At 35.1% G+C, this 14,041-nt stretch carries 13 protein-coding genes; all 13 read left to right on the plus strand.

Translation table 11 applies throughout. The features are described from left to right. Positions 1-105 precede the first annotated feature (105 nt). The 13 genes from EI546_RS11015 (at position 106) to EI546_RS11075 (ending at position 14,028) form a co-directional block, all read left to right on the plus strand. Positions 106-1,212 (plus strand): tyrosine-type recombinase/integrase, encoded by a 1,107-nt coding sequence (locus EI546_RS11015; protein ID WP_128250591.1) that lies wholly within the window; start codon positions 106-108, stop codon positions 1,210-1,212. Between the two features lie 102 nt (positions 1,213-1,314). Continuing rightward, positions 1,315-2,346 (plus strand): hypothetical protein, encoded by a 1,032-nt coding sequence (locus EI546_RS11020; protein WP_128250592.1) that lies wholly within the window; start codon positions 1,315-1,317, stop codon positions 2,344-2,346. Beyond that, on the plus strand, positions 2,343-3,176 hold the full coding sequence (locus EI546_RS11025; protein ID WP_128250593.1) for a TlpA family protein disulfide reductase: 834 nt from the start codon (positions 2,343-2,345) through the stop codon (positions 3,174-3,176). Before EI546_RS11020 ends, EI546_RS11025 begins: the two co-directional genes overlap by 4 nt. Before the next feature lie 342 nt (positions 3,177-3,518). After that, the gene (locus tag EI546_RS11030; RefSeq protein WP_128250594.1) at positions 3,519-4,286 is read left to right on the plus strand and encodes a hypothetical protein; all 768 of its coding nucleotides are present in this window, start codon (positions 3,519-3,521) and stop codon (positions 4,284-4,286) included. Next, positions 4,286-5,554, plus strand: a complete 1,269-nt coding sequence (locus EI546_RS11035) for a hypothetical protein (RefSeq protein ID WP_128250595.1) — start codon at positions 4,286-4,288, stop codon at positions 5,552-5,554. The genes EI546_RS11030 and EI546_RS11035 overlap by 1 nt, the downstream gene beginning before the upstream one ends. Positions 5,555-6,344: 790 nt before the next feature. Further along, positions 6,345-6,530 carry a hypothetical protein gene (locus tag EI546_RS11040; protein ID WP_128250596.1) on the plus strand — a complete coding sequence of 62 codons (186 nt, stop codon included), beginning with the start codon at positions 6,345-6,347 and terminating at the stop codon, positions 6,528-6,530. Between the two features lie 1,420 nt (positions 6,531-7,950). Continuing rightward, on the plus strand, positions 7,951-8,535 hold the full coding sequence (locus EI546_RS11045; protein WP_128250597.1) for an FEKKY domain-containing protein: 585 nt from the start codon (positions 7,951-7,953) through the stop codon (positions 8,533-8,535). Between the two features lie 215 nt (positions 8,536-8,750). Beyond that, positions 8,751-10,151, plus strand: a complete 1,401-nt coding sequence (locus tag EI546_RS11050; protein WP_128250598.1) for a gluzincin family metallopeptidase — start codon at positions 8,751-8,753, stop codon at positions 10,149-10,151. Positions 10,152-10,371: 220 nt separating this feature from the next. Then, entirely contained in the window at positions 10,372-10,710 is a 339-nt protein-coding gene (locus EI546_RS11055) for a type II toxin-antitoxin system RelE/ParE family toxin (protein WP_128250599.1), read from the plus strand. A 4-nt stretch (positions 10,711-10,714) separates the two neighbouring features. Next, complete coding sequence (locus EI546_RS11060) at positions 10,715-11,047, plus strand: helix-turn-helix domain-containing protein (RefSeq protein ID WP_128250600.1); 333 nt, start codon at positions 10,715-10,717, stop codon at positions 11,045-11,047. 771 nt (positions 11,048-11,818) lie between these two features. Beyond that, positions 11,819-12,004: a hypothetical protein gene (locus tag EI546_RS11065; RefSeq protein WP_128250596.1), complete on the plus strand. Its 186-nt coding sequence runs from the start codon at positions 11,819-11,821 to the stop codon at positions 12,002-12,004. A 1,349-nt stretch (positions 12,005-13,353) separates the two neighbouring features. Next, positions 13,354-13,692 carry a type II toxin-antitoxin system RelE/ParE family toxin gene (locus EI546_RS11070; protein WP_128250601.1) on the plus strand — a complete coding sequence of 113 codons (339 nt, stop codon included), beginning with the start codon at positions 13,354-13,356 and terminating at the stop codon, positions 13,690-13,692. Between the two features lie 3 nt (positions 13,693-13,695). Continuing rightward, the gene (locus EI546_RS11075; RefSeq protein ID WP_128250602.1) at positions 13,696-14,028 is read left to right on the plus strand and encodes a helix-turn-helix domain-containing protein; all 333 of its coding nucleotides are present in this window, start codon (positions 13,696-13,698) and stop codon (positions 14,026-14,028) included. The last annotated feature ends 13 nt before the right edge of the window (positions 14,029-14,041 follow it).

Consider the following 14,041-nt stretch of genomic DNA (forward strand, 5'->3'; position numbering starts at 1 on the left):
ATAATATATTCGTTCCTAACGGTTATAAACGTTTACTATCGGATTTCACCATGCGCCGTTCTGTTTTTCTGGTTAATTTTGAAATAAATCAAAAATTGAAACAATATGGAAACGCAGGCAAAATACCAAGTCATAATGTACCGGCCCCTTCCCAATGCAGGACGGATCAAATTCTTTATACCCTATCCACTTACGGAAATGCGAGAGGCATTTAAAAAGTTGAACACTTCCTTTTATCATAACAACCAGAAGCTGTGGAGCATTGTCAATACACAAGCCAACCTGAAGCTGACTTCGGAACTATTTGGAGACCTATTGCGGATTGAGGATTTAAAGCCCATTGCCAAAATGCCAACTGTAGCTTATTCCGAGAAGATACAAAACGAACTGGACAAAAACCATCAGAAAATGGTATTAAAGGGATTTAGCAATTCAACCATTCGCAGTTATCAACAGGTCTTAGGTCAATTTTTTAGCTATTTTGAAAAGGAGGATTATAAAACCATAAGCAAGGAGCAGGTAGAAGGATTTGTCTATCACCTTATTTCAAAATACAACATCACCGAACAGAGACAAAACCTTCTTATCAGTGCCATCAAATGTTATTTTGAAAACACTCTGGAAATGCCGCGCGAATACTACAACATAACCAGGCCAAAAAAGAGCAAGGACCTTCCCAATGTTTTAAGTGTAGAAGAAGTAAGAAACTTGCTAACCCAACCCAAGAATATAAAGCATAAGGCGATTTTGCACATAATTTATGCGGGCGGTCTCCGTATTGGCGAAGTGATCCGGTTGCGTGTAACCGATGTTCGCAGTGCTGATGGCTACATTTTTATTAAAGACAGCAAAGGCAAGAAGGATCGGCATACAGTGCTTAGTACCTTTCTTTTGGAACTATTGCGGGAATATTATAAGGAACATAAGCCCAGCTACTGGCTCTTTGAAGGCCAGGACGGTGGCCAATATTCTGCAAAAAGCATTCAAAATATTTACCGAAAAGCAGTTAAGGAGACCAAGAGCAATCCGTGGAGCACGCCACACACCCTCCGGCATTCCTTCGCCACCCACTTAATGCAGCAAGGAGTGAATATTCGGTATATTCAAAGTGCTTTGGGCCATTCCAGTAGCAAAACCACCGAAGTTTACACCCGGGTATTGGGAATAAGCAATAAAACCTTAAAAAGTCCTTTGGATACCTTATTTGAATAGGTTACATTTGATAAAACGAAATTTCTCCGGTTTGCTCCGTCCAAAGTCAATATAAACGACACAAATCGCTCTGAAACTTCGTTTATAGACATGTTATAGCCAATGCCGAAAGAACGACAACAGAGAATGAAACGAAATACTTTATACATATTTTTTGTGATTTTCCTAATATGGGGAAATGGATTTGCACAACCTGGTGCTTATGGAGGTTCTTTGGAATTTAAAGTTTATAAAGACGGTAAACAAGTTGATTTATCAGGAAAAAATTGGAAAATTATTCCTAATAACGGTTTATTCAAAGAGCCGAGCAATCCATACAAACATCCAGATTTCTATCAAATAGTTTCGGTTCCTACTCCTATGGGAGGAATGGTAAAGCCTGATTTTTACTTGGATATTGTTTTCAAAAAGGATACTATGCGTGTTTATACTCCAAATTTCTCTAATACTGATGTCAAGTTAGATAGTATTACATTCAAAAAAGGCACTTATAAAATTCCAAATCATATTTACGGGCTAAAACAAATGGTAGATGAAAATAAAGCACTTAATTACAAACCTACTTTAAATGAAGATTGGGAAGTGTTTTCAACAAATGTTCTTGAAACCTACAAATGTTATATTGAAAAAATTGAAGATATAGAATTCTTAAGCAGGAGAAGTCCTTATGGTACTACTAAAGAATGGGATAAAATGTCCACAACTAAGCGTCAGTTATTTTCATTTAGAAATAATATTATTATGACAACAGAAGACAGAAAAAACTATGTCATATATGAAATTAAAAATATTTCAGAAACTACTTTTTGGGGCGAAGATATTGGCGGATACATTAGCATAAATTCTATATTTCAAAAAAATAATACCATTTACGCTTTAATTGAAAAATTTTATGGGAGTACACAACCGTCTGGCACAACTTACGGTATTTATAAACTTCATTTTGTTGAAGAATCAATATCCGACACCCTTTTAGATTATTTGAAGAGAAAACAAATTGAGGAAGACTATGAAGCGGTAATCAAGTTGATTGAAAGACATCCAAGCCCAAGTGTTTGGGAAATTAAGTTAACTGAAATAAAGACCGAATATGATATAGCTGTTAAATCTTTTAATGAAGCTCCCAAAAAATGAAAAAAATAATTTACATATTGTTTATTTTAGTTTTTACAAGCTGTAGCAGTAAACTCTTCATTCCATATGAAAAAGACGGGGAAAAACTTGAAAGAATAGACTTGGTAAAGCTAAATAAATATGCCAATCTCGATAATAAGAAGTTCGATAAAACAACTGCCTGGGGAAGTAGTGACAGACCTGATGGGAGTTATATACTAACTTCTAAAAATGAAACAACTAAAATTGCAGTAACAAAAAAAGACGGAATTTATATTTTCCTCAAAAAAATTAAAAAACAGAAAGACCAATATATTGTAACAGAGTACAATCCTGATGGAAGTTTTAAAAGCAAAACTATCCACAAAAAAACAACTGATAATATTACTCCAAAAATCGAAGTTAATTATGAAAATCTTGTGCCAAGTTTTACCTATGAAAATTTTGAGGGCGGAACAACATCATTAACTGATTTTATAGGGAGTTACGTTTATATTAACCTATGGGCAACTTGGAGCAAACCCTCTGAAAACGAAATAAAGCGCTTTAGTCAAATTGCAGAAGAATTTAGCAATAATAAAAACATAGTGTTTATAAATCTTTCGATAGATGACCATAAAAATTATTCCAAATGGAGAGAAAGAGTTGAAAATGAAAATTTAAAAGGAATTCAATTAATAGCGTCTGATGGGTGGGATTCTGAATTTCTAAAAAATTTAAAAATAACTCATATCCCTTGTGCTGTAATAATTGATCCAAAGGGTGACGTTGTTGAAATTTATACGTTTACACCTTCTAATCCTAAACTGAAAGAGGAACTTTATAAACTTTTGGAAAATGATAATGAATGAAAAAACCGACAATTTTACTTTTTATATTTTCTTCGGTTTTTGTTTAATCACAAGCAAACGTGGATAATATTGCTGTTGTAAAAGATTCTAGTTCCGAATTTCATACAGAAATCATCAAAGCGTGGTAAGCTAACCGAAAAAGCGGAAATGAAAGCTATGGAATATAAAAACCCGAAAAAGCACTGGCTATAACACGGTATATAAAAAATAGCGGGTTCGGTGCTAAATTGAAAGTTTTGGCATATTAATAAAATTAGTTATAATCCGAAAATTAGTGCATTTTAAGCCGCTACTTTTCATATACCCAAACGTTATAGCCAATGCTGAAAAACGAAACCCTAAATGAAAAAAACAGCCATTTTACTCTTTATATTTTTTGTTTCGCGCGCTTATTCACAGACAAATGAAGATAGACTTGCTATTGATTTTTACCCCTTAATGGCTATTGATACAATTTATAATCTGATTCAGATTGATAAAATCGAAGATAAACACTTTTTTTATCAGGACGAAAACACCATAAATCCCAATTTGTTTCTGTGTTCAGTTGAAAGAGAAAGAGAAGTTTTCGGAGAAAAAACACTTTTGTTTCAACAAACTTTAGTCAAAAAAGTCAATGACGTTTGGGTTTTGTATGATTTTCAGGATTATTGGGGAACTCCCGAAAAAGGTTTAATCGACAATACATTTTACATTATCAGCAATACAGTAGGAAATTCAGGACACAACAGGGAATTGGGTGGCGGTTGGAGTTGGGGAAAAGAAAGTATTTGTTTTCTTGATTACAAAAAAATGACGATTAGTGAAGAACTTATAATTAATTATGGCTATGAAAGCAGTCATTTGGAAAACGATGAAGATATAAAAAAATACGTGGAATTAGAGCAAGAGGACGATTGTAGTTTTATAGCTACATCTGAAGAATGTGGTATGAAGTATGTTATTGAAAATTCGATACTGACAATAAGCCAATCTTATTGCAAGAATGAAACCTCACGAAACAAAGGAGAAAAAACCGAATTGATTGAAAAAACGGATATTGATTGTCCTTGTCTGTCAAATGGGAAATATCAATATATTGACGGGAACTTCGTAAAAACAGATTACTAATGAGAAAAACCGTCTTTTTACTTTTTATGTTTTCCGTGATTTTTGCTTATTCCCAACCGAATGAGGAAAACAAAATCGTAATTGACACGGTTGAGTTTCATTTTAAGTTCAAAAGCATTGCCGACATTACTTCTTTTGTACCACAAATCAAGAGTGGAATAAATCCCGTAGCTCAAAAGAAAATAAATGAAGATTTACAATCTTATTTTCAGGCTTCTTCAATTACACAGGATAGCGTTGCTTATGTAAAAGGACTTTTCAAAGAATTCAATGTTGAAAATTTAGAAGAATATTTTGAAGAAGTCGAAAGTATAAAAGAATGGAGAGGAGAATTTACAATAGGAAACCCCTATTATTTCGGAGATGAATTAGAAGAAAGTTTTAAAATAGAATACTTGTCTGAAAATTTATTGAATATCGGTATTTCCAACCAAATACTACCTTATGGAGGACAATATCAGTTCTTTTTTGAAAGTATCTGTTACGATTTAAGAACAGGAAATAAATTAGACTTTGGTGATTTCTTTTCTGTCTCAAAAGAGGCTTTAAATCAAAGTTTACAAGAAAGTGGTTATTGGTTTGAATGGAACAACGAAACTCAAAAAACAGATAAAAAACCTTTTGGACTTTATCACGAGGAATATATAATAGATGATTTTGTCTTTGGTAAGGAAGCTTGTAATCATTTTTATTTTAACAAATTAGGAAATGAAATTTATCTGATGATAAAATTGAAGTGTGTGGGGAAATATCTAATGGATTATGGAATCTCATTAGAAAAACTAAAACCACACATCGAGTATTTTGAATTTAAAAACCTGTTTCAATTATGGGGTAAAACTGCCAATTCCCTGATTGGCCAGGATTATTCTAAAATTGGAAACGAAATTGTATTTGAAGATTATTCCATAAAACACATTGGAGGTTATTTATTACCAAAAGACAGTTTTGATACCGATTTTGGAATTGCAGAATATTGGTCTGCCGAAAAACGATTTTTGTTGTTCTACAAAATCAATGATTCGAAAAAGACCATAACCGATATTTTGGAAATTGATAAAAAAGAATTGAAAAACAGAAAACTAACGGAATATTGCAGTACAAAAAATGGTTTTGATTCCGAGATAATAGCTATTGTAAAAGATTCTGATACTGAATTTCACTCCAAAATAATCAAAGCGTGGAAAACTAACCGAAAAAGCGGAAAATTTGAAAAAGTAAGTAACCGAAAAATAACAAAGTGCGGAAATGAAAACTACGGAATATAGAAACCCGAAAAAAGCACTGGCTATAACACTGTATAAGCGTAATGCGGGATTTATAGCTAAATTGAACAATTCGTCACGTAAGAAAATTTTGGATAAAATGAAAATATCATCTTCGAAAACCCGCACTACGCTTATACTTGAACGTTGTGGACCAGTTAAAAGAATAAAATTTTATCTAATAATTCTCAGGCTTATTTGCGAAAATGAAAACACGGTTTTTAGGCTCAGGAATCTCAAAATGCCATTTTAAGTAAGTGTTTATTTACCAAGGATAGTTGAATGATTCTCTGGATGAAGATTTTTTTGGCAGGTGTTTGTTTTCAAAATAAGAGCTGGGCATTTTGAGATTCCGACTATCGCAGTTTCTTATTTGGTTAAGATAGTAGATGACTCAAGTGGATGAAGATTTTTTTGGTAGGTGTTTATTTACGAATAATTAAAAACCGTGTTTTCGGCAAACTCAAAAGTTAAGTACTGATCAGCAAAGGCCTGCACCAAGGGAAACCGGCCCACAACAATGGCTATAAGCAATGCGGGGTTCGTGTTTAATCCAAAATCAGGTGTATATTTACGAAGTCGCCAAAACTCTGTTTTGGCGTAAAAAAATGAAATTTAAGTAAAAACAGAGTTTTGGCTTAGTGCTGATTCGAAAATTTTTTCACTTTTGGCCCGCACTGCTCATAGCCCAAACGTTGGGCAATATTGAGAAAGAGAAAATTGTAGTCGGAAAACAGCGGAAAAGGGGTCCGATTTTTTTTTGGAAAATGGTGTTTTAAAGGAAAAAACCAAAATGTTTCTCGAACTAAATTGCGGAACGGAAAAAAAAGAAGTTTTCGGAACTTTTGCCATTGGACAGGATTTCGAGAAAAGCCATTCAACTCAAGGAAAGTTCGTGAAAGAAAGAAAAAAATCCAGCGGACTTTTAGCAACGGATTCTGAATTTGTTTGGAGGAAAATCAGCCATCAGAATAGATAAACGACTAAAGCCAGTTTAATTTTGCGATGGCTATTGAAAGATTAAAAAAAAGAAAAAAAAGAAGCGCAATCTGAGCGGAACAGAACGTAGGGTAAACATTGCCCAACAAGGGCTATAAGCAATGCTGGGTTTGTGCTAAATCCGAAAGCAGTTGTATATTTACGAAGTCGCCAAAACTTTGTTTTGGCGATAAAATGAAAATTTAAGTAAAAAACAAAGTTTTGGCTTATTGCGAATTCGAAAATGATTGCATTTTTGCCCCGCACTGCTCATAGCCGAGACGTTGTGGCCTATGTAGAAGGGTTTTCAATAAAACGGAATCGAAACCCAAAAATTGACGTTCCGACCAGGAATAATCCGAAATAAATCCAGCGGAATAAATTGCGGACGGATTAAAGAAAAAAATATCGAAACGAATTTTATCGGAACTGATACCGGTTCAGCGGACTTGAAAAAGTAGCGGATAAAAAAAGAAAGATTTCAATCAGGTCGGAAAAAATAAAATCATTGCGTCGGACTTTTATCAGCGGAACGCAAGCAACGGCGGAAAAGAAAGCTTATTTGCGAAATCTGTGTTTTAATCATCGAAAACAAGTGATTTTCTTCGATGGCCAGTGAAAGAGAAAAAAAGAGAATGCAAGCAGAACGCAATCGGAGCGAGGAAACACAGGCCACAACATTAGCTAAAAGCAATGCGGGATAAGCGTCAAACCAAAAAGCAATTGTATATTTACGAAGTCGCCAAAACTTTTTGACGATTAGAACAAAAAAAATTAAGAACAAAAGTTTTGGCTTATTGCGAGTCCGAAAATGATTGCATTTTTGCCCCGCACTGCTCATAGCCGAGACGTTGCCCGATATTTAGAATAAAAAAAATCAACAATGGAAAACCCGCGGAAAAGCGTTCGATTTTTTTTTCAAAATTTAGTCTTTTAAGAAAAAAAAAAGTTGCTCGGACTGGATTGCGGAACCGAGAAATGGTCCATCGGACTTAAAAACGTAGCGGAAAAAAGAGAGAAAGATTTCTCAGGATTTCGGAAAGGAACCAATCATTGCGTCGGACTTTTATCAGCGGAACGCAAGCAACAGCGGAAAAGAACGCTTATTTGCGAAATCTGTGCTTTAATCATCGAATGCAGATGATTTTCTTCGATGGCTAGTGAAAGAGAAAAAAAGCAGAGCGGAAGCGGAACGAAGGGGAACGCATAAAAACATCGGGCAACATTAGCTATAAGCAATGCGGGATAAGTGCCAAACCGAAAAGCAGTTGTATATTTACGAGGTCGCCAAAACTTCTTGGCGATTAGAAAAAAAAAAGAAATTTAAGAACAAAAGTTTTGGCTTATTGCTGGTTCGAAAATGATTGCATTTTTGCCCCGCACTGCTCATAGCCGAGACGTTGTGCGTAAGCTAAAATAAAATGACAAAACTCACATTAATAATTCTACTAATAAATGTCACTTTATTCGGTCAAACAAATCCTAATGAATTTTTAGTAAGTGGAAATCTACAGGTACTTTTCGGAAAGGACTTACTTACGCCGGAAATTGCGTCAATAGTTCTCCTTCCAAATAATCGTATCACAGAAATTGAGAGCAATGGGAATTATAAATTCGAGAACCTAAAAAATGGAATGTATAAAATAATGGTTATCGATTATAATCCCGAGCCAAAGCAATTCGAATTCGAAATAAATTCAGCTTCGGTATCGGATTTTAATTTGATTGTAAATGCAAATTGTGAAGTTAATAAAGAGGTTGCAGAAGGAGATATTCAAAAGGATAAACCAAGATTGCTTTTAATAAGCGGAATTGCGCCTTGGGTATCTCAAGAGGACGGAAAGTTCGCAAAAAAGTATGGAATTCAATTTCAAGACTTTGGAGATACACCACCTGCGGAGGAATGTGTAAAACAATATAACAAAACAATTTTTGAATTTCTGGACAATAAATTTGGAGGAAATTGGAGAAAAGAAGTGAGAGATGACGTTATCGGGCTCCAATAAAGCCTACGCACAACATTAGCTATAAGCAATGCGGGATAAGTGCAAAACCCGAAAGCAGTTGTATATTTACGAAGTCGCCAAAACTTTTTGGCGACTTGAATAATAAGAAACTAAAGAACAAAAGTTTTGGCTTATCGCTGGTTCGAAAATGTTTGCATTTTTGCCCCGCACTGCTCATAGCCCAAACGTTAGCACCAAGCTGAAAAAAATATGGAATGAAAAAAATAATTACATTACTGTGCTTATCACTGACCATTATTAAGTTGTCGGCTCAGGATACAACCCCAAAGGTTTCTGGGCAAATTGAAATTTCCATAAAGCAAGGAACTATTGAGGGAGATTTGATTTTAAGTAATATTCCAGCAATCAAAGATTATTTAATCCGACTAAATTCAGGACTTAATATTTTACATTTCAGAAGTTTAGAGCCTAATAATTTCTTAATAAGTTATAATGTAGCTCATAATGATACTCTGACCTACGGAGAGTCAAAAGCTTATTATTTTCCTGACAATTCCAGAAAGAATAAATTTTTACCGAATAGTATCCAAGTAAAATATGTCGGCAAATACCCTGTGATAAAAGACACTCTTAAAAATTACAGTCAATATGATTGGAAAGGAAATATAGCATTTAACCATAATTCCATTAGAACTGACGGATTACAATCAGCTTGGTATCCCATACTTTATGACATATCTAATGATATTGTATATGATAATGTTAAATATGATATTGAAATTACCTGTAACGACTGTACCACTCTATACATAAATGGCAATAGACCCATAAAAGCACAAAACCATAGATTTAAAAGTGAGATTGCCAGAGAATTAACTCTCTTCTGCGGCAATTATGATTTCTCAAATATGGAAGACACTTATATTTTAAACCCAAATTTAACCAATAAACAAATAAATGATTTTACCGATTTAATAAATTCATACAAGAAATTTTATACCAATAAACTCGAAATTCCTTTTGACCAATCTGTCTCCTTCATAGAAACGACACCAACTTCTAAAAAGAATGGTTGGCTGTTCGTTTCTTATCCAACAATAGCAAATATCGGTTGGGGTGATAATGGTCTAAAAAGCCTATTTAATCCTCAAATTCAAAATTGGTACAGACCTTTCATTGCCCACGAGCTTGGGCATTATTATTTCGGAACCTATAAAGTATTCAACTCCGAACTTGGAGATATGATAAGTGAAGGTTTTGCGGAGTTTCTGTCTCTTGAACTAACCAAAGAAATAATTGGGACAGAAGTTTACGAAAGCAAAATGGCTTATAAAATCAAAGAGTTAGACGATTTTAGTCCTATTCCAATTGGTAAAATAAAAGGAAAGTCCGATTATGATGACCGAGAACTATATGTTTATTATTATGCCCCAATAGTTTTCACAGCTATCGAAAAAGAAATTGGGGAGGAAAAAATGTGGAATTGGATAAAAGCCATATTAAAAACAGAAACCAATTTCACGAATTACGAATTTTTAATCTCAACTTTAAGAACCGTCCTGAACAATAAACAACAAATAGAATTGATAGAAAATCAATATCTAATAAGTGAAGAATCATTGAAAAACGCACTTGAAAGAATAAAACAGAAGTAAAGCCAGGTGCTAACAATGCATAAACGCAATAGCGGGTAAGTGCAGAACCCAAATGTAATTTTATATATTTAAGGTCTGGTATAAATTGAAAAGACAGTGCGCCAATCCCGCTACTGCGTTTATACGAGACGTTGCCAGTAATGCAAGAAAAATTCACAAGTTTCCATATAATTCAACTTTTTGACTTACCTTTGTCTTTTAAAAAGGACAAACAAACAGAATGAATCCGAAATTTGAAGTTATTTTCCTTGAACAAGCGATTGACTTTATGGCAAAAATTGACCCTATGCCAAAAGCTAAGATTTACTACAACATCGACAAGGCCAAATTGACCAACGACCCAAAACTTTTTAAAAAACTAAAAGGTGAAATATGGGAATTTAGGACAAAATATATCGGACTTCAATACAGACTTCTCGCTTTCTGGGACAAAACTGACAAAGAAGAAACCCTTGTCCTAGCGACCCACGGAATTATTAAGAAAACAGATAAAGTGCCTAAAGCTGATATAGAAAAGGCGAAAAAGATTATGGCGGAATATTTTGCCCAAAAAGATTAAAGTTATGGAAACAAAAAAGAAGAAAATGAAAATGATGACGCTTGACCAAATGAAAGACCAAGACCTTGGAAAAATTGGAACAGCCGAGCGTGATAAATACGAATTTGACTTGCGAATGGAAGTCTTGGGAGATATGATAAAATCCGTCCGAAAAGAACGTAAATTAACGCAAGAACAACTCGGAGAATTAATTGGAGTTCAGAAATCCCAAATTTCAAAATTAGAGCGGAATACAAAAAATGTTACAATCGAAACAATTTTAAAAGTATTCGGAGCCTTGAAAGCGAACGTAAAATTCAGCGTGGAAATGAACGAATCCGAATTCACCGTGGCGTAAGCACTACTGGCAACATTGCATAAACGCAATAGCGGGTAAGTGCTTAACCCCAAGGTAACTTTATAAATTTAAAGTCTGGTATAAATCAAAAAGTCAGTGCGTCAATCCCGCTACTGCGCTTATACTAAACGTTGCCCGATATTTAGAATAAAAAAATCAACAATGGAAAACCAGCGGAAAAGCGTTCGATTTTTTTTGAAAATTTGGTCTTTTAAGAAAAAAAAGTTGCTCGGACTGGATTGCGAAACGGAAAACTGGTTCAGCGGACTTAAAAACGTAGCGGAAAAAAGAGAAAGATTTCTCAGGATTTCGGAAAAGAAACCAATCATTGCGTCGGACTTTTATCACAAGAACGCAAGCAGCAGCGGAAAAGAAAGCCTATTTGCGAAATCTGTGTTTTAATCATCAAACACAAGTGATTATCTTAGATGGCCTGTGAATAGATAAAAAGCAGAGCGGAAGGAGAACGGAGGGGAATGCATATAAACATCGGGCAACAATGGCTATAAGCAATGCGGGATAAGTGGAAAATCCAAAAGCAGTTGTATATTTACGAGGTCGCCAAAACTTTTTGGCGATTGGAACAAAAAAGAAATTTAATAACAAAAGTTTTGGCTTAGTGCGAATTCGAAAATAATTGCATTTTTGCCCCGCACTGCTCATAGCCGAGACGTTGGGCAATATTGAGAAAGAGAAAATTGTAGTCGGAAAACAGCGGAAAAGGGGTCCGATTTTTTTTTGGAAAATGGTGTTTTAAAGGAAAAAACCAAAATGTTTCTCGAACTAAATTGCGGAACGGAAAAAAAAGAAGTTTTCGGAACTTTTGCCATTGGACAGGATTTCGAGAAAAGCCATTCAACTCAAGGAAAGTTCGTGAAAGAAAGAAAAAAATCCAGCGGACTTTTAGCAACGGATTCTGAATTTGTTTGGAGGAAAATCAGCCATCAGAATAGATAAACGACTAAAGCCAGTTTAATTTTGCGATGGCTATTGAAAGATTAAAAAAAAGAAAAAAAAGAAGCGCAATCTGAGCGGAACAGAACGTAGGGTAAACATTGCCCAACAAGGGCTATAAGCAATGCTGGGTTTGTGCTAAATCCGAAAGCAGTTGTATATTTACGAAGTCGCCAAAACTTTGTTTTGGCGATAAAATGAAAATTTAAGTAAAAAACAAAGTTTTGGCTTATTGCGAATTCGAAAATGATTGCATTTTTGCCCCGCACTGCTCATAGCCGAGACGTTGCCTGTCATTTAAGGAGATAAGATCATAAAGAAAAATGTACGTTTTTTTCAATTTTTTTCGGACACTTAAGCGGATCTGAACAACATAGCGGAATCGAGTAAAAAGACTTCCAATCAATACGCAAGCAACAACGGAATCGGTCCGATGCCTTGAGCAACAGAGCGGAGCAACGCCGAAACTTTAGCTCGTTGCGGAATTAAGGGAAAGAGAATAAAATTTCGGAAACCCACTGACAAAGTCGGATTTCAATGACCAACCAGTTACTGTGCGGAACAATGATGGAAACAGCGCACAAAAACGCCAGGCAACATCGGTTATAAGCAATGCGGGATAAACGCTTAATCCAAAAGCAGTTGTATATTTGCGAAGTCGCCAAAATTTCATTTTGGCGACAATAAAAAAATAAAGTAAAAAATAAAATTTTGGCTTATTGCGAGCTCGAAAATGATTGCATTTTTGCCCCGCACTGCCCATAACCCAGCCCGTTGCCTGTCATTTAAGGAGATAAGATCATAAAGAAAAATGTACGTTTTTTTCAATTTTTTTCGGACACTTAAGCGGATCTGAACAACATAGCGGAATCGAGTAAAAAGACTTCCAATCAATACGCAAGCAACGGCGGAATCGGTCCGATGCCTTGAGCAACAGAGCGGAGCAACGCCGAAACTTTAGCTCGGTTGCGGAATTTAGGGAAAGAGAATGAAATTTCGGAAACCCACTGACAAAGTCGGATTCCAATGACCAAGCAGTTACTGTGCGGAACAATGATGGAAACAGCGCACAAAAACGCCAGGCAACATCGGTTATAAGCAATGCGGGATAAATGCTTAATCCAATAGCAGTCGTATATTTACGAGGTCGCCAAAATTTCATTTTGACGACAATAAAAAAATAAAGTAAAAAATAAAATTTTGGCTTATTGCGAGCTCGAAAAGGATTGCATTTTTGCCCCGCACTGCCCATAACCCAGCCCGTTGCCAGTAATGCAAGAAAAATTCACAGGTTTCCATATAATTCAACTTTTTGACTTACCTTTGTCTTTTAAAAAGGACAAACAAACAGAATGAATCCGAAATTTGAAGTTATTTTCCTTGAACAAGCGATTGACTTTATGGCAAAAATTGACCCTAAGCCAAAAGCTAAGATTTACTACAACATCGACAAGGCCAAATTGACCCACGACCCAAAACTTTTTAAAAAACTAAAAGGTGAAATATGGGAATTTAGGACAAAATATATCGGACTTCAATACAGACTTCTCGCTTTCTGGGACAAAACTGACAAAGAAGAAACCCTTGTCCTAGCGACCCACGGAATTATTAAGAAAACAGATAAAGTGCCTAAAGCTGATATAGAAAAGGCGAAAAAGATTATGGCGGAATATTTTGCCCAAAAAGAATAGGTTATGGAAACAAAAAAGAAAAAAATGAAAATGATGACCCTTGACCAAATGAAGGATAAGGATTTGGGAGAGATTGGAACACCTGAGCGCGATAAATACGAGTTCGACTTGAAAATGGAAGTCTTGGGCGATATGATAAAGTCGGTCCGGAAAGAAAGAAATTTGACACAAGAACAACTCGGAGAATTAATTGGGGTTCAGAAATCCCAAATCTCAAAATTAGAGCGGAATACAAAAAATGTAACAATCGAAACCATTTTAAAAGTATTCGGAGCCTTGAAAGCGAACGTAAAATTCAGCGTTGAAATGAACGAATCGGAGTTCACAGTGGCTTAAGCACTACTGGCAA

This window comes from Aequorivita sp. H23M31 (genome assembly GCF_004022485.1).
Classification (GTDB): Bacteria; Bacteroidota; Bacteroidia; order Flavobacteriales; family Flavobacteriaceae; genus Aequorivita; species Aequorivita ciconiae.